We start from the raw sequence: 24,051 nt of genomic DNA on the forward strand, positions 1-24,051 counted from the left end.
TTATTTATATCCTTTTAATCTTATAGTAACATAGTCCACAGCCTGTACAGAAGATTAGCCGAAATCCCGGCACATAATCCTCCAATAGTATGGCAGGCAATGGCTGTTCCGGTAAACCTCCTCTCATTCAGGCTGTCCATCATGGCAACATGGGTGCTGAGGTATCCGCTCCAGCACATGCACATGGCGGTAAATACGGCAATGTCATTGGCATGGGCCAATCCGCCTGCCACCATGGCGGGTATCAGGCTGATTGCCGCCCCGGCAGAACCAAGTGAAGTCACTGGTACGGATATTGCTGCCGGAGAAGAAAATCCAAAGAGCGGGACAAAAATAAAACCTAATTTTTCTCCTATCCAGGGAAAAAATGCCACCCCCTCATAGGCTGCCCCAGTATATATCCCGCCGTCCCCAGGCCCATTGGTAAGCATCAATACAATAGTACAGATAATCAGCACACCTGGTATGATGGCAACCCCCATCTTTACACCGGACTGTCCGCCTTCCAACAGCGCATTAAGCAAACGGCCGGCCCTGGTTCCCTCCCGTACTTTTCTGTAACGGATAAGGTCTACCTGCTCACTGTCCTCATTTTCATATCCCTGTTCCACGCCATAAAACCTGCTGGTCCTGCTTATCATAAGTCTTGTACTGATAATGCTTCCTATGACAGCCGCAATATTCCCTATCATGACAGCTGATGTAAATGAACCTCCATCCGCCAGGGGCAGGCTGACCAGGAAAACGGATATGATAAGACCCATCCCAAATGCTGTACCCAGATTTGTCAGGGCCGGAAGCTGATAACGTTTGAAATACCTTCGGAACCGTACATCATCACATAAAGTCAGGACCGCAGGATTATCAGAAAAATAAGTAGCAAATACACTGATGATACTGGCTCCCGGAAGGCGGTATAAAGGATACATAAGCGGCGAAATCAGCCGGTTTGCAATTGAAATGACGCCAAATTCCGCCAGAACTCCGGACAAAGCCCCTGCCACCACTGCAATTGCCGTAATATACCATACGGTTTCCATCAAAAGCGAATAGGCTGTGTTTAACATGGTGTTAACCATATTGACCCCGCCCATCTTTATACCGATAATCCCAAACAGGATGCTAATGGAACATATACATACCCCGCCTTCCAGACTGACTGCCTCCTTATACCCGGCAGGGGGAATCTGTTGTTTGTTAAGCTTCATCTAACTCCTTTACATTTTGGAAATCTGCTTGCAATCGTTATTAGCATTGTATCACATAATACCCATAAAAACTTTACCATACTTCAGGTACAATCATCCGTTTTCTCATGCAAGGATTTAATTTATACTATTTTCTGATTTTTTACCCCCCCCCCCCACTAATTTTACATAATTTTATCAATATCTCATAAATACCATGCGTTTTCTCAGGTTTTTATATATTTTGTACATATATATTGTATTTTTTTGTTTTTTTATATATAATTGTTGCAGGTTCTGAAAAAATATAGTTTGTTTTTTCCAATCTTTTTAATAATTATCAGACTTTATATTGGCGTACAGAAGAAAAATATACAAATGCAATTGGGAATCTGCATGATATCAATCGTTACCTTCTGAATATTTCTGAGATAAAGTCAAATCAGGACGGAATAAAACAATATATTAAAATCAGGATACAACACATCATGTTATTGGGAGGTATTAAAATGGATTATCTGCAGATAGCGAACAGCCCAACCCTATGGATTGCCTGTGCGATTCCAGTTTTACTGATTGCTTTTCAGGCAGTCATATTTGTCTGTAAATCACTGAACGCGGCAAATGCCCTTGGAATCACGAAGCACCAGATTAACAGCGCTGTGCGCAGCAGCGCAATTGCATCATTTGGACCATCTGTTGTTGTGGCCATCGGGGCTTTAGGACTGGTTCTGGCCATGGGAGGACCCATCTCCTGGCTCCGCCTGTCTTTTATCGGAGCTGTGCAATATGAATTGACCGCAGCCACATTCGGCGCCCAGGCAGCCAATGCCACATTTGACACAATGACACCCCTGGCATTTGCCAATGCCGTATGGACAATGACCATCTGTTCCGTTGGCTGGCTGTTAATGACCGTCCTGTTTGCAAAAAAATTCGACAAAATGACCCACATGATTGCTGGCAATAACCAGAAGGTCCTGGGCATGGTATCGGTAGGCGCAATGCTTGGATGCTTCGGTAATTTATGTGCGGGTCGTCTGGTCAATCTGGATGCCGGAACCGTTGCCGTCATCGTGGGATTTGTTGTAATGTGCACCATGGTGACACTTGCTAAGAAGACCGGTAAACAATGGGTCAGCGACTGGTCACTTACCATTGCAATGGTGTCCGGAATGGTGGTCACCATACCAATCACACTTTTAAATTAAGGAGGGATATGCATATGAGTACAGAAGCAGCCATTGCCGCAGGAAACGGAACATCCGCTGCATATTATGAAAAAGAATATATTCCCGGTATTTATAAATGGGGCATGATTACTAATACACTCGGAATCATCCTTGCATTCCTGCCGGCCATGGTAATCTCCATGGTGTTCGGTATCACCCCAAGCTTCAGTATGATTGTGGCCGGAAGTACGCTGCAGCTAATGTCAGGTACCCTGGTTTCCTGGCTGGTGGACCCCATTGCCATGTATCCCATGTTAGGTATGCCCGGTATGTTCATGTCTTTCCTTTCGGGCAATATTTCAAATTTAAGGCTTCCGGCCCTGGCCGCTGCCCAGCAGGGTGCCAACGTTGATGCCGGTACCGAAAAAGGCAATGTAATAGCAACCATCGGCATTGCTGTTTCCAATATAGTCAGCCTCCTCCTTATCACAGGCGCTGTATTGGGCGGCTCTGCCCTCCTTGCCAAACTTCCTGCCAATGTCGTCACCACATTAAACTACATATTGCCCGCATTATTCGGCGGGATTTTCGGCCAGTTCTTTATGAAAAACAAGAAGCTTGGCATTGTTGCAATCTCCCTTGCAGTGGGATTAACCATTCTTGTGAATCTCCATCTGTTTGACTGGCTCCCGTTTGCACCTTACAATATTGTAGTAATCGTAGCTGTGTTCGGAACAATGTTCGTAGGCAAACTGATGGCCGACAAAGAAGTCCAGAAAGAGGAAAGCAACTGATAACATATCACCCAGCCCCCTCTCAGAGCTGACCGGGGGCTAATTGATAGAAGGACGGCGAATACAACATGACAAATAAAGTAATCTGTAAAATGGTGGATTTTCCCAGCCACGAACAGGGACATTCCCATCCCCACGCGCATATCATCATCCCCATAAAAGAACCGGTTCATCTGACGCATGACGGGATGAGCTATTACCTTATGCCTGGCAGCATGTCATTCATCCTGCCCTACTCCTATCACACCTTCAGCGGCAAGTGCCAGAAAAATAACATTGTGATGGATATTCCGGAAACAATGATAAAAAAGAAGGATTATGCCATATTCTCCGCCAACCGGATACTTCCAATCAGCAGTACCTTAATGCCCGTCATAGAACTGATTCACCACGAAATCACCATGAATCCGGCTTCTGATTCCGTGCGGTATTTATTTTATTATATTTATGACAAGTTTGTGGAAAAACAGAGTTTCCGCTCCCTGAAGTATATCGCGGAAAATTTTTCAGAAAATATCACGGTAGCCAAGCTGGCAGAAATAGAGAACTATAACCGGTTCTACTATACGGATTGGTTTAAAAGCAAAACCGGCATCCTGCCCAGCGAATACATCCAGATTGTACGGATTGAAAAGGCCAAGGCCCTGCTGGCGGATACCGGCTATAAAATCATTGAAATAGCCCTTCAGGTAGGCTATGACAACGCATCATCCTTTACCAGGACATTTAAACGGTTGGAACACATATCCCCACGTGAATACAGGAACCTGTTCCAGAAACCATCTCCATCCAGGAAAGCCATGTGACGGCCTTCCTATTTCTTCCATGCCCTAGGCTTGTGTTTATTTTACCAGCCCCTTTACTCAAACGGCTGTATATAAAAATTCCCCACCACGTCACTGGAATTGATGACGTTCACGAACGTATCCGGATACTGCTCACGGATACGTTTTTTCATTTTCCTCACATCACCATCCGAAAGCACGGTATATATCAGATATTTCTTATGGGCCGTGTAAGAGCCAAAGCCTTTCAGTATGGTACTGCTATGGTTAGTAAGTTCCAGCAGGTCCGCCGAGACAGCGGCCGGATTGTCCGTGACAATCATCAGGGTCTTTTTCTTATATTTCTTATAGAATGTATTGATGACCTGTGTGTTGCAGAACTGGAAAATAATGGAATACAATGCTTTATCCATTCCAAATATGGCGCCCGAAATCAGGATGATGACAGCGCTGAACAAAAGCATGTAGTTAAATGTGGATACCTTATACTTAGCGGAAAGGGACATGGCTATGAAGTCCGTTCCTCCGCCGCTGGCATTGCTGTTCAGGACAAGGCTCATCCCCAGGCCATTGATGATTCCGCCGAAAACCGAAATCAGCAGGATGTCCCCTGTAATCGGGATGACAGGCAGTTCATCCACCAGGATGGATACCGTAAACAGGCTGACGCAGGAAAGGATGGTGAACTTCTTTCCTACCAGGCGGTAAGCGAACACGGCAGGCACTGCATTGAACACCACGTTGAGCAGGGTAAATGAAATCCTGGTATCATAATAAGTCAGACCCACCCTCTGTATCAGCTTGGCAAGTCCTGAGAAACCTCCCGGCACCAGTTTTCCCTGTTCCACAAAGGTATTCATATTGACTGCCACGATAAAGCTTCCCAGCAGGATGCAGACAATTGAAGCTGCATTCCTCCACCTTTTGTTTTTTTCCAACTTCTCCAGATTTTTCTGGTATAACCCGGAAACCGTCCCATGTTCTTCCATCTATATACCTCCTGCTGCTTAATTAATCCGCTGCCCGTCATTCCCGGATATAATGCCCGGATACGATTTCCAGGCATCATTTCCAAACGTACATAAAATAATAGATGATTCCAATAACCGCGGCCGCAAAACCGGCCACGATTAAATCCGCATATATTATATTCCTGTCTTCACTTGGACAATAGAATTCCGTGACATCATGGGGGTTATAATAAATTTCCGCCTCTTCCCCACGGTTCCTTCCCCCGGACAATGTAAGGGGATTCCTGGCGTCAATGCCTAAATACCTGGTTCCGTCCACACTGTATGTATAAACGGCATGACTGGTAATCACAAAAGATGGGCCGTACATATAATTCCCCCACCCGTGTTTGGATAGTTTAAATCCGTTAAAGTAACATCCGCGGTCCACATATTCCAGTGTGCCGGATGTCTTCCCGGTACACCTCGACTTTAACCTCTTCCCGGATTCTTTCTGTCCATGGCGCAAAAACAGGGCCATTCCTGCCAACAGCAGGATCAGCACCATAAGAAAAAAAGCACCGTTACCCAGTCCAGACAATTTCATCGCCTCCAATCATCCGGTTCCTTTTCCGCATTCTTTTATACATCAGGAACCGTTATCTGCAGTTCTTCCAGATACCTTCCCAGCATCCTATAGAATTCATCCAATGCCTCCGGCCCGTCACCGGATCCATTTTCCAGCACAATCCCCCACCAGGAAAAACGGTTCGTATGCTCCATGCCATAACAGTCCAGCAGCCAGATGCGAAAATTTTCCAGGAAGTCATCCTCTTCCTGATGTATGGCATTTAAGGTGCAGCACAACCGGTATCCATTTATGTAGTTTCCAAGGGAGGAAAGGGTTAAAGGATACAGAAACATCCCCGGGCGTTTCCTAACCGTATAAAATGCCTTAAACAGCTCCTGAGTCGATATATATGTCATCCTGCACTCCCCCTGCATTTAAAACCGTTACTGCCAATCCGGCGCACGGTCCAGTATCTGTACGGAATTTTCTATATGCCATAATAACACAGAAATGCATAAAAATATAGTGATGAATATCCATATTCCGGATATCCACCACTATATCCCATTCATTTATCCTCTTCAACCCATCCCGTTTAATTCATCTCGGTAAATCAATCCGGTAAATTTGTCCCGTCATTTTGTCCCGTCATTTTGTCCCGTCATTTTGTCCCGTCATTTTGTCCCGGTCAACTTATCCCAATGTCATAAATGCATATCTTACGATAAACACAGCCGAAATCATCAAGGTCAGCGCCTTGACGTCCTGCTTCCTGCCTGTGGTAAGCTTCATCAGGCAGTATGTAATCAGGCCGAATGCAACCCCGTTTGCAATAGAGTAGGTAAAGGGCATGAACACGATGGTACAGAAAGCCGGAAGTGCATTGCTCATGTCGCCAAAGTCCACGTCCCTGATATTACCCAGCATCAGGATGCCTACAAAGATCAGGGCCGGGGCTGTTGCCGCCGCCGGGATGATGCTGACCACCGGAACAAAGATAATGGCTGCCAGGAACATGACTGCCGTGACAAGGCTTGTAAGCCCGGTCCTTCCGCCTGCAGCGATTCCTGCGCTGGATTCCACCACGGTCGTGACGGTGGAGGTTCCGACCATTGCGCCTGCTGCCGTGGATATCGCGTCTGACATCAGCGCCTGCTTCATGTTGATGACTTCCCCGTTTTCGTCAATCATGCCTGACTGTTTGGCGGCCCCAAGAAGGGTGCCGATGGAATCAAACATATTGACCAGGGAGAAGCTGATTACCAGCATGGTGACCGTGAATAAGGTCTCGATGAAGTTCCCCCCTGCGAATAACCCTGCAAAGTCCATTTTCATAAAGGATACTTCCGCAAAATCCCTGAATTTTACCCCAATGTTCATATCCAGATTGGAAATGTGGGTGATGCCCAGGGGAATCCCAATCAGGGTGGCTGCCACGATGCCCAGCAGGATGGAACCTTTTACTTTCCTTGCATGCAGTATCCCCATGGTGACAAGGCCTAACAGCGCCACCAGCGCCCCGTTGATCAGGGCCATGTCCGCGCCGTCCGCCTTCCACTGTGAGAAGTCCACAAGACTGACAAGGGTGGCCGGATTGGCAATGACAATGCCTGCGTTCTTAAGTCCTATGATGGTGATAAACAATCCGATACCCGGCGTGATAGCTGTCTTCACCGCATCCGGTATGGACCGGATGATTGCCTCCCTGAGTCCGATGGCAGTGATGACAATAAAGAAAATACCTGATATGAACACGACTACCAGGGCCTGGCCATATGTATAGCCCATCCCCAGCACCACCGTGTAGGCAAAAAATGCATTCAGGCCCATGCCCGGCGCCTGGGCAAAGGGAACCTTGGCATACAATGCGCAGAGGGCTGTTCCCACAAATGCCCCGATACATGTTCCGATAAATACGCCGTTTGCAATTTTGCCCGCCATTATGGTATCGCCCATAATCATGTACGGGTCAGATAAAACCTGAGGGTTTAAAATTAATATGTAGGCAATGGTTATGAATGTGGTGATTCCTGCGAGTACCTCTGTCCGGATGGTTGAGTGATTCCGGGATACTCCAAAATAGCGGTCTATCAATCCTTTTTTCTGATCCAATGCTATGTCCTCCATGTTTTGTTTTAATCTGTATGATGTCATCAGATTTCTAGGGCTGTGATTCATGTAGCTGGACCTTACAGGCTTTCTGTCACCACTCCTTTCCGCCAACCGTTTTCTGGCACCAAAAAAAGAGCCAACTACATCAGGGCATTGTCCTAACGTACCCCATCCATGTAGTCAACTCTTTACGGCAGTTGGTAGAAACTCTGAGCCAATTCTCAGGATATACATAGTGAATAGCACCAATATTGAATACAAAAATAATTATATACCCTAAAAGTTTTTTAGTCTATTGGCTTTTTTTCTCAATATTTTTCATCCGTTTTTGTGCAATATGCACACAACCATTCCCTGGCCTTGTCCAGCAATAATTCCGGCTCATTGGATACGGCGCCGGAAGATACTGCCTCCCATAGCCGCTGCAGCATTTCCCCCACCTGCCTTCCCTGTGGGCAGCCCATCCGGATCAGGTCATGGCCCGTGACTGCCAGATCTTTTATCCTGAAACAGTTTTCCGTTGCAAGTATTTCATCTAATACAGCTTCAACCCGGTCTGTCCTTGCATTGTCCGCCTCAAGATATTCAGGATTCTGTCCCGCCGCATCACACCGGAATACCTCTAAAAGCCGGTAAAACTGTTCTTTCCCCAGCCGGTTCAGCCAGGTCCTCACGCTTTTATGCTTCCCATGCAGGTCCAGGTCATGATATTTTACAAGCTCCACCACCTTTTCCCTTGTATCATGGTCAAAGCCCAGACGGTCCATTATCCTGCCTGTCATTCCCGCGGATACGGCCCCGTGTCCATAGAAATGTCCGGTACCGCGTTCATCTTCCGTATAGCACTGGGGCTTCCCGATATCATGGAATAAAACAGCCAGGCGGACAATTGTATCATCACCTGCAGAGGACAGCGCCTTCATGGTATGCCGCCACACATCATACACGTGATGGATGTTATTCTGTTCATATCCAACCATGGCTTTCAACTCCGGAACCATGTCAAAAAGAAACTCCTGGGCCTGGGAATCATCTGGCAGTCCTTTATCCAGGACAGCCTTTGTAAATGCCGCACAGCCGTTTTCCGCCTCCATGGCCCATCCTCCTTCCTACAAAACGTTAATGGCCTCCCTGACATTGGAAACCCCTATGAGTTTCAGGCCTTCCACCGGCTTCATCTTATCCATGCAGACCTTTGGCAGCATGCAGGAGGTAAAGCCCAGTTTGGCGGCTTCATTCACCCGCTGGTCGGCCTGGGACACGGCCCGGACCTCGCCTGAAAGCCCTACCTCGCCGAATATGATCATCCGCGGGTCCACAGGCCGGTCCTTGTAGCTGGAGATAAGGGCCATGACAATGGCCAGGTCCAGGGCGGGTTCATTCATCTTCATACCGCCTGCAATGTTCACATAAGCATCCAGGCGCGACATCTCATAGTGGCAGCGTTTTTCAAGAACAGCCATAAGCAGGTTCACACGGTTATAGTCCGTTCCGGCTGCCGTACGCCGGGCCATGCCGAAGCTGGTCTCGGCAACCAGGGCCTGGACCTCCAAAAGGATGGGCCTTGTCCCCTCCAATGAGCAGGACACCACTGCGCCTGACGCTTCCTCCGGGCGCCCGTCCAGCATGTATTCCGAGGGGTTTTCAACCTCCGCCAGCCCCTCCTCCTGCATCTCGAACACACCGATTTCATTGGTGGACCCAAAGCGGTTCTTGACGCTGCGCAGGATGCGGTAGGAGGCATTCCTGTCCCCTTCAAAGTACAGTACCGTGTCCACCATGTGTTCCAATACCCGGGGGCCTGCAACCACGCCTTCTTTTGTCACATGGCCCACCACAAAGATGGCAATGCCCCGGCTCTTGGCTATCTGCATCAGTATGGCGGTGGACTCCCTTACCTGGCTTACGCTTCCCGGTGCAGAGGATATCTCTTCCCGGTACATGGTCTGGATGGAGTCTATGACGGCAATCTGAGGCATTTCCGTCTCAATGGCATGCTCAATCCGGTCTAAGCTGGTCTCACACAGAAAACGCAGCTCCCCTGTCACCGGGCCAATCCGGTTGGCCCTCATCTTAATCTGCTTCAGGGATTCCTCGCCTGATATGTACAGCACCTTACGGCCTGCCCCGGCCAGATGCCTGCACACCTGAAGCAGCAGGGTGGATTTGCCGATGCCGGGGTCGCCTCCCACCAGCACCAGGGAACCGGATACGATCCCGTCCCCCAATACACGGTCCAGCTCCCCAAAACCAGTGGATATCCTGTCCTGTTCCTCAATATTAATCTCCGACAGCAGCGCGGGCTTTACATGACCTGCACCGCTTCCTGACTGGCTTATAAGGCTGCTCCGGCCTTTTGTTCCCGAACTGCCCGAAGACGGGGCCAGCGGTTCCTCCACCATGGTATTCCAGGATCTGCAGCCCGGGCACTGCCCCATCCACTTTGATGATTCATAACCGCATTCCTTACAGAAAAATGCAGTTGTCTTTGCTTTTGCCATCTCTTCCTCCTGTCCGCATGTTCACGGAGGCATGTTCCAGACACGCCCCGGTTCACAGAAAAAGGCCGGAATTGCTTCCGGCCCTTTAACTTACATTCCTGACTTACTTTCCCAACTTACACCCGCCTGATAGCCTTCACCTGAACGGAAATACCTTCCTCCAGTTCAACACTCACGCTGAGTTTGCCGCTCATATTGGTCATCATGTTTCCAACCGCTGAGTCATTCACATAAATATCATAATCCGTATCGTTCTCCAGCTGCACCGTAATCTGCGCATCCTTGCTGCCTTCCACAGTGAATTCCACGCCTTCATCCGTAACCCTGAAGTGCTCTGCCGCGGTTCCCGGAACAGATTCATATACAAACATGTCATTGCGCTCCAGCTTGGTAATCTCGTTGTAGGTCTTGACCTTATACATGTCTCCCTGATATTCAAAATCGGACTTCTTTGCCTTCTGCCCTAACTTGTAATTGCCAAAACTAATGGTGCCATCCTGCTCCGTGCAGATTAATTCTTCAATGACCGGCATCTTCTTATCCTCCTGCTAATTGTGCTTAAGTAACTTCCTCATAAAAATTATACATCAATCCATCCCAAATGACCAGTGAAATAATTCTTAAATTGATTTCCCCGCAGAGGCCTTGCCTGAACCGGACTTGGCCGGACCTGGCCTGGCACCGGTCTTGGCGCCTGACCCGGCGTCTCCCTTTGTACCAGTCTTTGTGCCGGTCTTGACGCCGTTCTTACTGCCCGCAGTCCTGGCTCCTGCCTCCTTGCTCCCCGCTGCCTTACGTCTGGGAGCTGCTTTTGACCTGGCTTTAAAAGTCAGCTTCTCGCCATCGAAATCCACGGTCACCGTGTCTCCGGCCTTGATGCTGCCGTCCAGCATTTCCTCTGCCATCTTATCCTCTACCAGGTTCTGGATGGTACGTCTTAAGGGCCTTGCCCCATATTTGTCGTCGTACCCCTTGTCAATCAGGTACTCCCTGGCCCCATCCGTTACAGCCAGCTGAATCCCCAGCTGTTCCTTGCTGCGCTTCCCGATGGTCCTCAGCATGATGTCGGCAATTCCGCGGATATGCTCCTTGGTCAGCTGGTGGAACACGATGATTTCATCAATCCTGTTGAGGAACTCCGGCTTAAAGAGGCGTTTCACCTCATCCATCACCCGGTCCTTCATGAAATTGTAATCTGCCTTGGCATCGCTTGTCATGCCGAATCCAAGACGCTTGGGGGATATGATGTTTTCCGCTCCCGCATTGCTTGTCATGATGATGATGGTATTCTTAAAGTCAATCTTACGGCCCTGGGCATCCGTGATATGACCGTCGTCCAGCACCTGGAGCAGGATATTGAATACGTCCGGATGGGCCTTCTCTATCTCATCAAAAAGAATCACTGAATAGGGGTTGCGCCTGACCTTCTCGCTGAGCTGTCCGCCTTCGTCGTAGCCCACATATCCTGGCGGTGATCCAATCATTTTGGACACGCTGTGCTTCTCCATATATTCCGACATATCAACACGTATCAGTGCATTCTCGGTGCCGAACATGGCCTCGGACAATGCCTTTGAAAGCTCTGTCTTGCCCACGCCCGTTGGTCCTAAGAACAGGAAGGAGCCAATGGGGCGGCCCGGGTCCTTAAGTCCTACCCGTCCTCTTCGGATGGCCTTGGAAATCGCGGTCACCGCTTCTTCCTGGCCCACCACGCGCTCGTGGAGGATGCCTTCCAGGTTCATCAGGCGCTCGGACTCCTCCTCCGCCAGCTTCCTCACCGGAATCTTGGTCCAGCCTGATACCACATCCGCAATCTCGTTCTCACTTACAACCAGTTTCCTGGTTTCCTTTTCCTTCTGCCACTTTTCCATGGTCTGGGCAATCTTTTCCCTGAGTTTTTCCTGCTTTTTCTTAATCTCCCCCGCCTTTTCGTAGGCTTCTTTCTTGATGGCCTCTTCCTTGCCCTCCTCCAGGGCGTCAATCTCCGCCTCATAATCCTTAATCTTGGCAGGCTTTGTATAATTCATCAGCCTTACCCTGGATGAAGCCTCGTCAATCAGGTCAATGGCCTTATCCGGCAGGAACCTGTCATTGATATAGCGGCTGCTGAGTTTCACTGCCGCCGCCAGGGCGTCGTCCGTGATTTCCACCTTGTGGTGTTCTTCATAGCGGCTGCGCAGGCCCTTAAGGATTGCCTCGGATTCCTCTTCCGTGGGCTCATCCACCGTCACCGGCTGGAAACGCCGCTCCAGGGCGGAATCCTTCTCAATATACTTGCGGTACTCATTGATGGTGGTTGCGCCGATCAGCTGCAGCTCGCCCCTGGCCAGGGAAGGCTTTAGGATATTGGAGGCATCCAGGGCGCCCTCTGCTCCGCCCGCGCCGATGATGGTGTGGATTTCATCGATGAACAAAAGCACATCCCCTGACTCGATGACCTCGGAAATCACCTTCTTTATCCGCTCCTCAAACTCGCCCCTGTACTTGGAGCCGGCCACCATGCCGGATAAATCCAGCGTCATGACCCTCTTGTCCGCAATGGTATCCGGCACATTGCCTGCCGTAATCATCTGGGCCAGGCCTTCCACAACCGCGGTTTTGCCCACCCCTGGTTCACCGATAAGGCATGGGTTATTCTTGGTGCGTCGGCTCAGGATCTGGATGACCCTCTGAATCTCCTGTTCACGGCCGATGACAGGATCCAGCCTGCCCTCTGCCGCCAGCTGGGTCAGGTTGCGGCTGTAGCTGTCCAGGGTAGGGGTTGCATTGCCCTTCCTTGCGCCCTTGGCGCCAATCTCGTCCTTTACCGCAGGCGCATCCTCGCCCATGGCTGCCAGCAGGTCGATGTACAGCTTCTGTATGCTGACCCCGATGGTGTTCAGCAGCCGGCTTGCCACACAGTCGCCTTCCCGCAGGATGGCAATCAGTATGTGCTCGGTCCCTATCTGCGCCGCCTTAAAGCGCACTGCTTCCCTGTAACTGTTCTCTATGACCCGGCGCGCCCTTGGGGTATAGGTGGTCTGCCCCGTGGTCTGGATGGTGGGGTTGGGCGCGATCAGCTGGCTTACCAGCTGGGTCACCCGGTCCTCCTCCACCCCGTTGTCATCCAGTACCTTTGCCGCAACGCCGGTGCCTTCCTGCAGAAGTCCAATCAGCAGATGCTCGGTTCCCACATATCCATGGTTCAGGCCCTCTGCCACTTCCACTGCAAGACCCAGCGCTTCCTGGGCCTGTGGTGTATATCGTTCCATCATATATTCCGTGTCCTCCTTACAAGTATTACTTATCTGCTATCTCAGGTAAATTCTGTCTCACATAGGCTGCCCTTACCGCATCCATCTCATCCTTATCCAATGGCCGTTTGGCCCAGAGATTTAAATTGGCAGGCTTGATTCCGATAATCAGGCTGTAAAGGGAGCATTTTTTATCCAGCCTCATAAGGCCGTCCTCCTCCCCTGCCATGAGCTGGGAAATGAAGATGCGCGCATCCTTTTCCGATATTTTCCTGGCATACTTAAGTACGCCGTAGGACTTATAAACCTCGTCCTCCCGCTCCAGCCTCTGGGTATTGAGGGTGGCATTCCTCACCCTCATCTCCTGGTTGTTAAGCTGGGCCGCCGCCTTGGTCACCAGCTCCACAATCTCCCGCTCCGACTGTCCCAGGGTCCTCTGGTTGGAGATTTCATAGAGGCTGCCATAATTATCGCCGCCCTCCCCATACAGTCCGCGGATTGCAGTCCCAAAACGGCTCATGTCGCCCACGATGCTCTGGAACTTCCTGACCTGGGACAGGGTTGGGAGGTGAAGCACCACACATGCCCTTAGCCCGGTTCCCACATTGGTTGGGAATGAAGTAAGGTAGCCGTACTTCTCATCAAAGGCATAGGAAAAGCGCTCATTCATATAGTCATCCATCACATCTGCCCTGTGCCACAGTTCATCCAGCTTAAGGCCCGATGCCAGGAACTGCATCCTGATATGGTCGTCTCCGCCCAGCACGATGCTGCTGCCCTCGTCCTCTGACAGGAACAGACCGGCCGGTTCCTTCTTATTCACAGCGGACAGGTTCAATATCCTGCGCTCCCTGAGCGCCAGCTTCTCCAGATCCTGCATCTCGTCCAGCTGTCCGTAACGGTATTCCATTCCGTCCAGGCTGCTTATGTCCTTAAGCCCATCCCTCATGCGTTCCAGCATTTCCCCGCACTGTTCCCTGGTCATCCTGGAAGGAAATGTATACTCATCCCAGTTGCGCGCCAGGCGGATGCGGCTGTAAACAATGTTGGAACTTTTGTTGTCCACGCTGTCATACCATCTGCTCATGGATTCACGCCTCCTTCTTCAGTTCCCGGATCTGGTCCCGGCACTGCGCAGCCAGTTCATATTCTTCCCGCTCAATCGCTTCCTTTAACCTGCCCTCCAGTTCCCGGATCTGCTTATTCACGGCGGCAGGGCGGGTATTCTCCACCGGCCTGGCATCCAAGGTCTCCGGCGCATCCTGGCCATCTTCTTCTTTTGCCGCGGACACATCGGGATGTTCCTTTTCAAACGTGCTCCTGAACTTGGGGTGCTTACCCTTATGGCTCTCGCTTCCCTGAAGCTGCTTCATCTTGTCATTGATGAACAGGTCAAACACGCCATAGCAGTCAGGACAGCCGAACCGGCTGTTCTCCACAAAATCGTCAAAGCTGGTGCCGCAGGTAGGGCACACCACCTTGCCGCGCACATCTGTCTCCTCCTCATCGTCCTCCAGTCCCAGAAGGCCGGACAGGAGTTTACCCAGAGGAAATTCACCGTCCAGAATGGCGGCGTACTGACCAAAATCCATCTCCCTTGCACAGTGGGAGCAGAGGTTGTGTTCTGTCTTAATCCCATTAATGATCTCTGTGTATTTGATATTGGCTTCCCGGATCTTGCATCTTTCACATAACATACGAATCCTCCATTAGTCATTCAGGGCGTAAAAACGTCCTAATTTTCATCTGCCTCATCTTCTTCCGTATCCATACACCCCCTGGTGTATTTATCGTAAATCTCATCAACCACCTGGTGAACCTCATTCCTGGTAACATTCTTGCAGATACCCCAGGCAAGCACCACATCCAGGTTCCGGCGCAGTTCGCCCATGGACTGGATCTTATCAATATCCAAACTCACCACGGCTCCCTTACGGCGGTCCAGCTTCACAAAACCCTCCTGCTTCAGCACGGAATAGGCCTTATTAACTGTATGCATGTTGATGCCGATATAATCAGCCATCTGGCGCACAGAAGGAAGTGTATCCCCCTCCCGTATCATATCCGTGGCAATCCCCATGATAATCTGGTTGCGCAGCTGTATATAGATTGCTTCATCACTGTTGAAATCAATCTTTAACACCATAAATCCACCATCTTTCGTCTTATGCTGACATAAAAGTTATATTTGTTCTACAAGCAATATAACAATTGCTGTTATTATTAATATAGCAAGGGATGGGCGTTTCGTCAAGCAGAAAAAGGATGGAAAATCCCCTCTCCCCCGGAGGGGTATTGCCAGGGCATGGATTTATCTGCTATACTCAGATTATACGTATCGTGAACCGTACAATGATACGGAATTCCATATAATCCCATATATTTCAAAACAATGAATCGGGGAAAGGGAAATGATGAAGGACTTTATGATGATGGATTTTACGATAAGAGAGGCCAGGATGGATGATGCTCCTTCCATCCATGAATTGAACCGGGACGGGATGGGATATGAATATGACTACGTGATGACACTGGATAAATTAAGGCTGCTCCTTGGCAGTGATAAGGACAGGATATTGGTTGCTGTTTTTCAGGGTACTGTCATTGGATATATCCATGCCAATGATTATGATGTCACCTATGCACCGCACATGAAAAATATCATGGGAATCGCGGTCGCGGATTCATATAGGAAGCGCGGCGTTGGAAAAGCCCTGCTGGAAGGAATCGAAACATGGGCAAGGGAGTCGGGTGCCCACGGTGTCCGGCTGGTTTCAGGCGCGGCACGGACCCAGGCCCATGAGTTCTATAATCGCTGCGGATATGGCGGGGGCAGGCAGCAGGTTAATTTTAAGAAAATGCTGCATTAATAACTACATCAATAACTGCCTTAACTAAGATGCCGCCTAAACCGGACAGGAAGCCATGCATACAGTATCCTGTCTGGGTTCATTTACAGGCTTCCGTCCATATGCCCTATGACCAGTTCCGCCACCTCATCCATCTGGTCAAAGGTGAATACCCTCCTGGGTTCCCGGGCACCCTCCTGGTCCACCTGGCAGTCCGCCACATAGGCCAGCACGGTCTGGGGCCGGCACACGGGGCTGCATGAGGTTTCCTGTCTCAGCACTTCGATTTTGGGGTAGGAAGAATACTTCTGCCCTTCCAATAAAATCAGATCCGCTTCAGGAAAAAATCCAAAGAAATCCCCTGCCTCCATTCCCGCCTGGCTCTTGACCAGGGCATACTGGCTGCCGGAATAGACCACGGTCCCAAAGGCCCCTGCCTTTTTCATCCGGTGGCTGTCCGTGCCCGGCACGTCTGCCTCAAACTCATGGCCGTCATGCTTAATCACAGCCACGCGCACACCCGACCGGGAAAGCATGGACACCAGATGTTCCAGAAGCCATGTCTTTCCTGTATTCTTACTTCCGCTGACAGCCAGGACGGACGGCGTTATCTGCTTGAGCTTTCCATATATTTCAGGCGTGTTCACATTCATGAACCACTGGTCCGGAATATGCTCCTTTGATGTTTCCACCACCACGCACTCCAGATGGTCCAGTAACCCCATCATCCTGTAGTCCTGCTGTTCCATATGCTGTCTGAGGACCGGCACACAGGACCTGGAATAAAGACCGCACATGGGCTGGATACGCCCCTGCCTGGTCCTCCACAGGACCACGTCAACCCCCGGCTTCATATATCCCAAAAGCCGCTCCGCCATCACGGAACGGAACATCGGCATGTCACAGGACACAAAGAACAGGCAGTCTTCCCCTGTCCTTTCAAAACAGGACCAGATTCCTCCCATGGGACCGATCCATTCCCCATCCTTCCCCTTCACCGTGTCCTCAATCACAGTAAAACCATGATGGGCCTCCCCTGCCTTATAGGCAGCCCTGGAAAGGTAACAGGCCCCCCCGAGCATGCCAAGCTGCCGGCTGATTGCTTCCAGGAATGTCTCTCCCCTATATGACAGCCCGCTTTTATCCTCATATCCCATCCTGCGGCCCTTGCCGCCTGACAGGATTACGCTTCCCCAGCTTTTATCCATCACTGCCCTCCCCTTTCGTTAACGCTCCATGGTCCAGTTCGCCTTCATTGGCTTCTTCCCTGCATATATTATCCTGTATCTGGTGTTCCAGTACCGCTATTTCCATCACTGCCTGAAGATAATTCACGGACAGCCGGATGTATTTCCCCTTCTCCTTTGCAGCCTCAGAGGCAATCCCTGCAATCTGCTCCAGGACAGCGCGGTTAAGGGCGCCTCCCCGCCAGTGAAACACGAAATATGGCTGTTTCTTCCTCAGCACAGCCTTCATGCGTCCGGCCACGTCCTCCATCTTAGTGAGGGACAGCCGGTTTTCTTTATAATAAAAATGCGTCCCGTCCGTGCACTGTGGTATCTGGTAAACCAGCGGCTCATGGTCCCGGAACATCATCCTGTCATCCAGATTATAATAATCAAACCGCTTCTGTCCGTACCTTCCAAGGGAATTGTCAAAGGTGGCATCCAGGTGGTACCATGTATTCTTAAGCTTTACCACGTTCCAGGCATGGCGGTAGCGCACACCCTTTTCAGGATTGGCCTGGCTGATGGCGATGATGCACTCAAGCCCCAGACGGTCACAGAGTATCTTCACCGTCTTTGCAATCCCTTCGCAGACCCCGACTCCCTGCTGGAGCGGGCCAATGATTTCATGGGAATACTGTTTCTTCAGCTTATCATACGTGACATTGGTGCAGATGAAATCATGGATATACTGTTCCTTTCCTTCCGGTGAAAGGTTCCTTGCCGGCTGGATCAGACGGTTCATCCTGGCCTCCAGGGCTTGTTTCATTTCCTTAATCTTTTTCTTCTCAAACATATACTGGGGTATGAGCTGGACATAATCCGAATGTTCCGCATAGCGGTAACGGAACCCCTCCACATAGAACACAGACGGATGGTCCAGGCGGAGCCTGAAGAACAGCTCCGACAAATCCCTTCCATCCAGCCGCAGCACCGGGAATTCCGGCGATATCATCTCAAATCCATCCAGCATGGCGCGGTATACGGACTGCTCCGCCTTATCCATATGCTGGTAATAATATTCCTGTTTCATATTTTATCCTGATACTTCCTGTATTTTTCATGTTCCAGTATAGCATGAAATATTTTATGGCACAAGACAGCCTTTGCACGCAGGTGTTCCTGTGGTAACATATGAATATAAAAGGATTTGCTTCAAACAATACGTAAACACGTTCAGGGGAGGGTATATGGGATTCATTACATATTCTGATGATGAAAAAAAGATTGTGGAAAGCGGCGTTACCGCCATAGGGGACGTACTGGAAGGAAATGACGTAAATGCCAAGGAACGGCTCCTGTTATGCCTCGATTATTATCTTGATCCATACTATAAAAACACACTGCCGTACGGGAAAGAAATCACAGGACTGCTGGAGCACGTGATCATATCCAATAATCCCCTGTCCCTTAAGGAGGATGCCCTTAATCTCCTGACCAGCTACGGATATCCTCCCTTCCCCATATTGGAACAGAATCTGTCATGTATTGAGGACCAGCTGATGCCCGATGTCATGTATGCGCTTAACATGGGAAGGTCCGACGGGCTGTTGTATGCCCTGCTGGATAAGTGCTGCAGCATCTTCCGTGAACTTGCAGGATATGCCAGGGGCCAGGACGCTTCGTACTACGGGGAAATGCCCCAATCGGCCATCATCCAATATTGTCAAAACCAGACCACCGAAATCGCAGGCTACCTAAAGAACAGTCCATGCTGCACCTGGAGACTGGATCATCTGCCTGATGATTCCCCACGGACCGGCAAGGAGAGCGGTCCCCTGCCTGTTGTTGTGGTCGGAAATGATGTGAAGCACCGGATAAGCCCGGTATCCGGAATGTATTATCCTGAAGCCGGATTTTGGATCAGCTTCCATCTGGACAAAGCAGAGGCATATCTGATTTACCAGATGGGCCCAAGGTTTGGCCGGTGCTTTACATATGACGTACGCTTCCATGATGGGTACAGGGCAGAACTGACCAATGAACAGGTAATCTGGGTTTCATAGGTACAGGGACATACATCCGGACCAAATACAGGCCCCGCTGTTTCCAGCGGGGCCCACGCTCATTTACATCTATAATCCGGATATGCTGCTTACGGCTGATTCCGCCAGATTATCCGCCATTTTTGTCCGTCTGGTTCTATTTTTCCGGTTCTGCCTATCCGGTTCTGCCTATCCGAATCCGTCCATCTGGTTCTGTTTATCCGGTTCTGCCTATCCGGTACATCCATGCCATCAGGTAATAGAAGCCTCGTAGATTTCCTTAATGGACTGGGCCAGCATGCGGTCAAATTCACCGGCTGTCTGGTCCACATTAAGGCCCTCGGACAAGGCCCTGGAAAAGCTTGCTATCAGGCCCGGGCTGCGGCTTAACCGCTCATTAGCCTCCTGCCTGGAATAGCCGCCGGACAAAGCCACCACCCGGATGACATGAGGGTCTTCCATGATATCGCTGTAGAAACCATGTTTATCCGGAATGGACAGCTTAAACATGATTCTGGTATCCTGGGGAAGCTCCGCCAGATGTTTCTTCATCTCCTCTTTCATAATCCTCTCACACTCAGCCTTATCCGGGCTGTAGATATCAATCTCCGGCTCCAGGATGGGAACCAGGCCCGCCTGCGCAATCTTAAGGCCAATTTCAAACTGCTGGTCGATAATCTTCTTAATTCCTTCCGGGTTGGCTTTTTTAATCACGGAACGCATCTTTGTACCGAAAATATGGCGTTCCTTTGCCCTGGCAAGAAGGTCATCAAGGCCCGGTATGGGCTTCATGGGACGCACCCCGTCCTCCTCCTCTGCCAGCCCCTTATCCACTTTCAGGATAGGGATGATTCCCTTTACCTCCCACAGGTAATCGGCTGTAAGCCTGTCGTCAATCCTGCGCTCCATGGTATTCTCAAACAGGATGGCCGCCAGGATATGCTGTGATGTAAAAGAAGGGCTGGTAATGATCCTGGTCCTCATCTCATGAACCAGGTTGAACATCTCCTCATCCGTGCTGTACCTGTCCTCATTAATACCATAGTTCTTCAAGGCCTTCGGCGTGCTCCCGCCGCTCTGGTCCAATGCTGCAATAAACCCCTTGCCTTCACTCATACGTTTCAACTGGTCCTGGTTCATATGGCTACCTCTCTTTCTTATGGAAAATAAAAACAGAACAGAAAGACGCTGACCGCGCCGTCCTGTTCCGGGTTCTTTACTGTCTTATTGGCCGCGGGGCGCAGACCTAACACATCGAAAACAATCGCACTAAACAAACCTATTTATACTTACTATCATTATAGTAAAATCCACACCCCATTGTCAATAGGGGTTTCCAAAAGTTGCTAATTCCGTGAATCGTGGTACAATACTATCATGCAGATACCTGCCTGACCAGAAACACCGAAAAGGAGCATACCATATGTCTACGGAAAAGAACATCCAACCTTCACGTGAAGAAAAACCTGCTGGAACAGAACTGCTTCCCGGATATACCCGGGTCTTCCACACCCTGGAACCGGTCTATGACGGAAACTCACGGATACTGATCCTTGGCAGCTTCCCATCTGTCAGGTCTAGGCAGCGGGACTTCTACTACGGCCATCCCCAGAACCGGTTCTGGAAGCTGATGGAGCGCCTGCTAAAAGAACCCTTTCCCCCTGATTATGAATCCAGGAAGGGCATCCTGCTCTTGAGGGGCATTGCGCTTTGGGATGTGATAGAGTCCTGCGATATCAAGGGTTCCAGTGACCAGAGCATCCGCAACGTGGTTCCCATGGACTTAAACAGGATACTGAAAGCCGCCCGCATCCGCCAGATCATCACCAACGGCGGCACCGCCCATGGACTGTACATGAAATACTGCCGGGAACAGACCGGACGCGACGCAGTCAGGTGCCCTTCCACCAGCCCGGCCAACGCCGCATTCACACTGGACCGCCTGGCTGAAGCATGGGCACCGGCCCTTTTGCCGGCCCTGCATGATGGCTGGATGGAGTACTAGAGTGTGCACAAAGAACAGGTATCGATTCAGATTTCTCTTCCTCGATACCTGTCTTTTTGTTTCTTCTGCTCTCCTTACTTTGTTTTCCAGGTGTTCCATATACATATGTTGTTTTATCTTCACCTTTCATTATCAAGTTCATTTAAATGATACTTTCTCGTCATATCATTCAAATGTTCACGTTCCTTGATAACCTACTTGGTTTTCGAAAATAAATACTTCCATTGTATCTGGTTTCCTATTTAACATTTCATCAGGCAGGTTTGTTATTCACTGTTTTCACATATGATATGAAATCATATGGAAAACGATAAATCTGTTTCTGGTGGACTGTACCTCCTTGTTTTTATTTCGTTCCTTTTGTTAATTTTAGTATACTCAATCAGGGCTGTTTTGTCAATACTTTTTCAAAATATTTTTATTCTTATTAGTTTATTTGTTTTTAATTGTCTAAATAATCTGTTTTTTATGATAATATAAACAATATCACCAACATCATGTGATATCAGATGCATTTTCCTATAATCTGGAAAAAGTTACATCAAAAAAGTCCTGGGGACTGCCATGTTTTTCTTGCCAAAGTCCGGTAAACCAAGTATGATGGATATGAAACCGTTGTATCTGGACGCCTTACAGATGAAAGGAGGTGCATAGCCCATGCATTGGAAAAAAATCATTGCCCCGGTCGTCATAACGGTACTGCTGGTACTGTGGTTTGCATTTTACCTCTGTATCTGGACCATAGCGCCCATTCCCCTGCTGCTTAAGCTGATACTGTGTCTTATCTTCATGGGATTGATCGGCGTTTCCATTTACAACCTGGTATGCAGGATATTAGAGATAAGGAGCGGTGAAGAAGATGATCTTAGTAAATACTGATTATATTACAGGAAAGGAACTGGAGATGCTGGGCCTTGTAAAGGGAAGCACAATCCAGTCCAAGAATATCGGTAAGGATATTACCCAAAGCTTCAAGACCATTGTGGGCGGCGAGCTGAAGGCCTACAATGAAATGATGAATGAGGCGCGGGCCCTGGCTACCAAGCGCATGGTCATGGAAGCCGAGGAACTGGGCGCCGATGCAATCGTCAATATACGTTATGCGTCTTCCGCTGTCATGCAGGGAGCCGCAGAGGTAATTGCTTACGGCACGGCAGTCAGATTTATCGTTTAAACAGAAACCTAAGGAGGAAACAGACATGCTGGACAAAACAGTTGCTGAGTTATTAAACACACAGATTAACAAAGAATTCTACTCCGCTTACCTGTATCTGGATTTTGCAAATTATTATAAGGATGCGGAGCTGAATGGATTTCATAACTGGTATCAGGTACAGGCCCAGGAAGAACGGGACCATGCCATGCTGTTCATCCAATACCTGCAGAACAACGATGCCGGTGTCACATTGGAGGCCATTGATAAGCCGGACAAATCATTTGAGGATTTCAGAGGCCCTCTGGAGGCCGGGCTGGAACATGAAAGGTATGTAACCGGGCTTATCCATGTGATTTATGATGCAGCTTATTCTGTTAAGGATTTCCGTACCATGCAGTTTTTGGACTGGTTCGTAAAAGAACAGGGCGAGGAGGAGAAAAATGCCAGTGAGCTCCTAAAACGCTATGACCTGTTCGGCCACGACCCCAAGGGGCTTTATATGCTGGATTCCGAACTGGCCGCAAGGGTCTATGCCGCTCCCTCCCTGGTGCTGTAATGGGAAAGGATAAGTACATATGCCCTTGTTTTAAAGTGACAAAGGCAGATATCAAAAAAGCGATTGCGGACGGCGCCGGTTCCTTTAAGGAAGTGAAGAAGGCCACCCGTCTGGCCGCCGGGTGCGGGCATTGTAAATGCAAGGCCAGGAAATATACAAAAAAGAGGCTGGAGAAATGTTCCGGCAAATAAAAAGACGTGGGGACAAATGCATGAATGAATGCATGGGTCCGCCCACGTCTTTTTCTTATCTATATTCCGGCAATCACCCGGCAATTTCCAGCGCGCACTGAATCATTGCATCCAGGTTCTTTTCCCGCTCTTCATTGCTCAAAGCCCTGTCATGGTGGATGCTGCTCCCCACGGTCAGCATGGCCAGGGCCCGCTTACCGGCGCGGGCGGCCGTGCAGTAAAGGGACAGGGTTTCCATTTCCTGGGCAAGGATGCCCATCTTCTCCCACTCTCCCTTTTCCCCTTTCCGGTCTTCGTAAAACACGTCCGAACTAAATACATTGCCCACCCGGATGGGTATGCTGCTGCTGCGGGCCTGGGCCGCCGCCGCCTCTAACAGGCCAAAGTCCGCAATTGGGGCAAAGGTTCCCGGCAAATGATACTGGCCCGCAAAATTGGAATTGGTACAGCATCCCATGGCCAGGATCAGCTCCCCTATCCCCACGTCCCTGTGCACGGCCCCGGCTGTCCCGATGCGGATGATGGTGTCCACGTCATATTCATGGTACAGCTCATAGGCATAGATGCCCATGGACGGGATTCCCATCCCGCTTCCCTGGACCGAAACCCGTTTTCCTTTATAATAACCTGTATAGCCGTTCATTCCCCTTACCCGGTTATAGCACACCACATCTGAGAGATATGTGTCTGCAATATATTTTGCGCGCAGGGGGTCGCCCGGCATCAGGACAGTACTTCCTATCTGCCCTGGTTTTGCTTCATTATGGAATGTCTTCAT

The 24,051-nt window shown here is 49.7% G+C and carries 26 protein-coding genes and 1 riboswitch; of the genes, 10 read left to right on the forward strand and 16 right to left on the reverse strand.

Annotated features, from left to right (window positions below; translation table 11 throughout):
* Positions 1-20 precede the first annotated feature (20 nt).
* Entirely contained in the window at positions 21-1,208 is a 1,188-nt protein-coding gene (locus LK536_RS32115; protein ID WP_120058214.1) for a CD0519/CD1768 family membrane protein, read from the reverse strand.
* Between the two features lie 488 nt (positions 1,209-1,696).
* On the opposite strand from LK536_RS32115, the gene LK536_RS32120 reads away from it, so the two are divergent.
* The 3 genes from LK536_RS32120 (at position 1,697) to LK536_RS32130 (ending at position 3,959) form a co-directional block, all read left to right on the forward strand.
* Entirely contained in the window at positions 1,697-2,398 is a 702-nt protein-coding gene (locus tag LK536_RS32120) for a DUF5058 family protein (protein ID WP_227794996.1), read from the forward strand.
* A 14-nt stretch (positions 2,399-2,412) separates the two neighbouring features.
* Positions 2,413-3,153, forward strand: coding sequence for a hypothetical protein (locus LK536_RS32125; RefSeq protein WP_227794997.1), 741 nt, complete (start codon positions 2,413-2,415; stop codon positions 3,151-3,153).
* Positions 3,154-3,221: 68 nt separating this feature from the next.
* Positions 3,222-3,959: a helix-turn-helix transcriptional regulator gene (locus LK536_RS32130; RefSeq protein WP_120058211.1), complete on the forward strand. Its 738-nt coding sequence runs from the start codon at positions 3,222-3,224 to the stop codon at positions 3,957-3,959.
* Positions 3,960-4,012: 53 nt separating this feature from the next.
* Here the strand turns inward: LK536_RS32130 and LK536_RS32135 are convergent, their stop codons facing one another.
* From LK536_RS32135 to LK536_RS32185, 11 genes are all read right to left on the reverse strand, one after another.
* Positions 4,013-4,927 (reverse strand): YitT family protein, encoded by a 915-nt coding sequence (locus LK536_RS32135; RefSeq protein ID WP_025482169.1) that lies wholly within the window; start codon positions 4,925-4,927, stop codon positions 4,013-4,015.
* 76 nt (positions 4,928-5,003) lie between these two features.
* A complete protein-coding gene (locus LK536_RS32140) occupies positions 5,004-5,489 on the reverse strand; it encodes a DUF3592 domain-containing protein (protein ID WP_227794998.1) in 486 nt (161 codons plus the stop codon).
* A 41-nt stretch (positions 5,490-5,530) separates the two neighbouring features.
* Positions 5,531-5,875, reverse strand: a complete 345-nt coding sequence (locus tag LK536_RS32145) for a hypothetical protein (protein WP_227794999.1) — start codon at positions 5,873-5,875, stop codon at positions 5,531-5,533.
* Between the two features lie 277 nt (positions 5,876-6,152).
* Entirely contained in the window at positions 6,153-7,586 is a 1,434-nt protein-coding gene (locus tag LK536_RS32150; protein ID WP_420315211.1) for an NCS2 family permease, read from the reverse strand.
* Between the two features lie 142 nt (positions 7,587-7,728).
* Positions 7,729-7,825: riboswitch (purine riboswitch) on the reverse strand.
* Positions 7,826-7,879: 54 nt separating this feature from the next.
* Entirely contained in the window at positions 7,880-8,665 is a 786-nt protein-coding gene (locus tag LK536_RS32155) for an HD domain-containing protein (RefSeq protein WP_227795000.1), read from the reverse strand.
* A gap of 15 nt (positions 8,666-8,680) precedes the next feature.
* Complete coding sequence (gene radA, locus LK536_RS32160) at positions 8,681-10,072, reverse strand: DNA repair protein RadA (RefSeq protein ID WP_008725062.1); 1,392 nt, start codon at positions 10,070-10,072, stop codon at positions 8,681-8,683.
* A gap of 116 nt (positions 10,073-10,188) precedes the next feature.
* On the reverse strand, positions 10,189-10,605 hold the full coding sequence (locus LK536_RS32165; protein WP_008725060.1) for a hypothetical protein: 417 nt from the start codon (positions 10,603-10,605) through the stop codon (positions 10,189-10,191).
* 87 nt (positions 10,606-10,692) lie between these two features.
* Entirely contained in the window at positions 10,693-13,326 is a 2,634-nt protein-coding gene (locus LK536_RS32170; RefSeq protein ID WP_227795001.1) for an ATP-dependent Clp protease ATP-binding subunit, read from the reverse strand.
* A 25-nt stretch (positions 13,327-13,351) separates the two neighbouring features.
* Positions 13,352-14,392 (reverse strand): ATP--guanido phosphotransferase, encoded by a 1,041-nt coding sequence (locus tag LK536_RS32175; protein WP_227795002.1) that lies wholly within the window; start codon positions 14,390-14,392, stop codon positions 13,352-13,354.
* 4 nt (positions 14,393-14,396) lie between these two features.
* Positions 14,397-15,002, reverse strand: a complete 606-nt coding sequence (locus LK536_RS32180; protein WP_227795003.1) for a UvrB/UvrC motif-containing protein — start codon at positions 15,000-15,002, stop codon at positions 14,397-14,399.
* Between the two features lie 38 nt (positions 15,003-15,040).
* The gene (locus LK536_RS32185) at positions 15,041-15,451 is read right to left on the reverse strand and encodes a GntR family transcriptional regulator (protein ID WP_008725053.1); all 411 of its coding nucleotides are present in this window, start codon (positions 15,449-15,451) and stop codon (positions 15,041-15,043) included.
* A 265-nt stretch (positions 15,452-15,716) separates the two neighbouring features.
* Between LK536_RS32185 and LK536_RS32190 the strand changes: the two genes are divergently transcribed.
* Entirely contained in the window at positions 15,717-16,175 is a 459-nt protein-coding gene (locus LK536_RS32190; protein ID WP_227795004.1) for a GNAT family N-acetyltransferase, read from the forward strand.
* A gap of 83 nt (positions 16,176-16,258) precedes the next feature.
* On the opposite strand, the gene mobB is transcribed toward LK536_RS32190, so the two are convergent.
* Together mobB and LK536_RS32200 are read right to left on the reverse strand one after the other, a co-directional pair.
* A complete protein-coding gene (gene mobB, locus LK536_RS32195; protein ID WP_227795005.1) occupies positions 16,259-17,362 on the reverse strand; it encodes a molybdopterin-guanine dinucleotide biosynthesis protein B in 1,104 nt (367 codons plus the stop codon).
* On the reverse strand, positions 17,355-18,413 hold the full coding sequence (locus LK536_RS32200) for a transglutaminase domain-containing protein (protein ID WP_120058200.1): 1,059 nt from the start codon (positions 18,411-18,413) through the stop codon (positions 17,355-17,357). Before LK536_RS32200 ends, mobB begins: the two co-directional genes overlap by 8 nt.
* A gap of 157 nt (positions 18,414-18,570) precedes the next feature.
* Here LK536_RS32200 and LK536_RS32205 point away from each other — a divergent pair, with 157 nt between their 5' ends.
* Positions 18,571-19,386 (forward strand): hypothetical protein, encoded by an 816-nt coding sequence (locus LK536_RS32205; RefSeq protein ID WP_227795006.1) that lies wholly within the window; start codon positions 18,571-18,573, stop codon positions 19,384-19,386.
* Between the two features lie 231 nt (positions 19,387-19,617).
* Here the strand turns inward: LK536_RS32205 and LK536_RS32210 are convergent, their stop codons facing one another.
* Positions 19,618-20,505, reverse strand: a complete 888-nt coding sequence (locus LK536_RS32210; RefSeq protein ID WP_227795007.1) for a fructose bisphosphate aldolase — start codon at positions 20,503-20,505, stop codon at positions 19,618-19,620.
* 283 nt (positions 20,506-20,788) lie between these two features.
* Between LK536_RS32210 and LK536_RS32215 the strand changes: the two genes are divergently transcribed.
* The 5 genes from LK536_RS32215 to LK536_RS32235 all read left to right on the forward strand — a co-directional run bounded on the left by LK536_RS32215 (position 20,789) and on the right by LK536_RS32235 (position 23,273).
* Complete coding sequence (locus LK536_RS32215; RefSeq protein WP_081738997.1) at positions 20,789-21,370, forward strand: DNA-deoxyinosine glycosylase; 582 nt, start codon at positions 20,789-20,791, stop codon at positions 21,368-21,370.
* A gap of 657 nt (positions 21,371-22,027) precedes the next feature.
* On the forward strand, positions 22,028-22,249 hold the full coding sequence (locus tag LK536_RS32220) for a hypothetical protein (protein ID WP_008725037.1): 222 nt from the start codon (positions 22,028-22,030) through the stop codon (positions 22,247-22,249).
* Entirely contained in the window at positions 22,230-22,544 is a 315-nt protein-coding gene (locus LK536_RS32225; RefSeq protein ID WP_008725036.1) for a YbjQ family protein, read from the forward strand. The genes LK536_RS32220 and LK536_RS32225 overlap by 20 nt, the downstream gene beginning before the upstream one ends.
* A 25-nt stretch (positions 22,545-22,569) precedes the next feature.
* Positions 22,570-23,082 carry a ferritin gene (locus LK536_RS32230; protein WP_008725034.1) on the forward strand — a complete coding sequence of 171 codons (513 nt, stop codon included), beginning with the start codon at positions 22,570-22,572 and terminating at the stop codon, positions 23,080-23,082.
* Entirely contained in the window at positions 23,082-23,273 is a 192-nt protein-coding gene (locus LK536_RS32235) for a (2Fe-2S)-binding protein (RefSeq protein ID WP_227795008.1), read from the forward strand. The genes LK536_RS32230 and LK536_RS32235 overlap by 1 nt, the downstream gene beginning before the upstream one ends.
* 73 nt (positions 23,274-23,346) lie before the next feature.
* Here LK536_RS32235 and deoD read toward each other — a convergent pair whose 3' ends face one another.
* Positions 23,347-24,051, reverse strand: a complete 705-nt coding sequence (gene deoD, locus LK536_RS32240) for a purine-nucleoside phosphorylase (protein ID WP_227795009.1) — start codon at positions 24,049-24,051, stop codon at positions 23,347-23,349.

The organism is Clostridium pacaense, from assembly GCF_020709765.2.
GTDB classification, from domain to species: domain Bacteria; phylum Bacillota; class Clostridia; order Lachnospirales; family Lachnospiraceae; genus Enterocloster; species Enterocloster hominis.

What these genes read in the sequence shown, in the direction of transcription:
- LK536_RS32115 (WP_120058214.1), bottom strand. Translation starts at nt 1,208, where the DNA reads ATGAAGCTTAACAAACAACAGATTCCCCCTGCCGGGTATAAGGAGGCA.
- LK536_RS32120 (WP_227794996.1), top strand. Translation starts at nt 1,697, where the DNA reads ATGGATTATCTGCAGATAGCGAACAGCCCAACCCTATGGATTGCCTGT.
- LK536_RS32125 (WP_227794997.1), top strand. Translation starts at nt 2,413, where the DNA reads ATGAGTACAGAAGCAGCCATTGCCGCAGGAAACGGAACATCCGCTGCA.
- LK536_RS32130 (WP_120058211.1), top strand. Translation starts at nt 3,222, where the DNA reads ATGACAAATAAAGTAATCTGTAAAATGGTGGATTTTCCCAGCCACGAA.
- LK536_RS32135 (WP_025482169.1), bottom strand. Translation starts at nt 4,927, where the DNA reads ATGGAAGAACATGGGACGGTTTCCGGGTTATACCAGAAAAATCTGGAG.
- LK536_RS32145 (WP_227794999.1), bottom strand. Translation starts at nt 5,875, where the DNA reads ATGACATATATATCGACTCAGGAGCTGTTTAAGGCATTTTATACGGTT.
- LK536_RS32150 (WP_420315211.1), bottom strand. Translation starts at nt 7,586, where the DNA reads ATGGAGGACATAGCATTGGATCAGAAAAAAGGATTGATAGACCGCTAT.
- LK536_RS32155 (WP_227795000.1), bottom strand. Translation starts at nt 8,665, where the DNA reads ATGGAGGCGGAAAACGGCTGTGCGGCATTTACAAAGGCTGTCCTGGAT.
- radA (WP_008725062.1), bottom strand. Translation starts at nt 10,072, where the DNA reads ATGGCAAAAGCAAAGACAACTGCATTTTTCTGTAAGGAATGCGGTTAT.
- LK536_RS32165 (WP_008725060.1), bottom strand. Translation starts at nt 10,605, where the DNA reads ATGCCGGTCATTGAAGAATTAATCTGCACGGAGCAGGATGGCACCATT.
- LK536_RS32170 (WP_227795001.1), bottom strand. Translation starts at nt 13,326, where the DNA reads ATGATGGAACGATATACACCACAGGCCCAGGAAGCGCTGGGTCTTGCA.
- LK536_RS32175 (WP_227795002.1), bottom strand. Translation starts at nt 14,392, where the DNA reads ATGAGCAGATGGTATGACAGCGTGGACAACAAAAGTTCCAACATTGTT.
- LK536_RS32180 (WP_227795003.1), bottom strand. Translation starts at nt 15,002, where the DNA reads ATGTTATGTGAAAGATGCAAGATCCGGGAAGCCAATATCAAATACACA.
- LK536_RS32185 (WP_008725053.1), bottom strand. Translation starts at nt 15,451, where the DNA reads ATGGTGTTAAAGATTGATTTCAACAGTGATGAAGCAATCTATATACAG.
- LK536_RS32190 (WP_227795004.1), top strand. Translation starts at nt 15,717, where the DNA reads ATGATGAAGGACTTTATGATGATGGATTTTACGATAAGAGAGGCCAGG.
- mobB (WP_227795005.1), bottom strand. Translation starts at nt 17,362, where the DNA reads ATGGATAAAAGCTGGGGAAGCGTAATCCTGTCAGGCGGCAAGGGCCGC.
- LK536_RS32200 (WP_120058200.1), bottom strand. Translation starts at nt 18,413, where the DNA reads ATGAAACAGGAATATTATTACCAGCATATGGATAAGGCGGAGCAGTCC.
- LK536_RS32205 (WP_227795006.1), top strand. Translation starts at nt 18,571, where the DNA reads ATGGGATTCATTACATATTCTGATGATGAAAAAAAGATTGTGGAAAGC.
- LK536_RS32210 (WP_227795007.1), bottom strand. Translation starts at nt 20,505, where the DNA reads ATGAACCAGGACCAGTTGAAACGTATGAGTGAAGGCAAGGGGTTTATT.
- LK536_RS32215 (WP_081738997.1), top strand. Translation starts at nt 20,789, where the DNA reads ATGTCTACGGAAAAGAACATCCAACCTTCACGTGAAGAAAAACCTGCT.
- LK536_RS32220 (WP_008725037.1), top strand. Translation starts at nt 22,028, where the DNA reads ATGCATTGGAAAAAAATCATTGCCCCGGTCGTCATAACGGTACTGCTG.
- LK536_RS32225 (WP_008725036.1), top strand. Translation starts at nt 22,230, where the DNA reads ATGATCTTAGTAAATACTGATTATATTACAGGAAAGGAACTGGAGATG.
- LK536_RS32230 (WP_008725034.1), top strand. Translation starts at nt 22,570, where the DNA reads ATGCTGGACAAAACAGTTGCTGAGTTATTAAACACACAGATTAACAAA.
- LK536_RS32235 (WP_227795008.1), top strand. Translation starts at nt 23,082, where the DNA reads ATGGGAAAGGATAAGTACATATGCCCTTGTTTTAAAGTGACAAAGGCA.
- deoD (WP_227795009.1), bottom strand. Translation starts at nt 24,051, where the DNA reads ATGAAGACATTCCATAATGAAGCAAAACCAGGGCAGATAGGAAGTACT.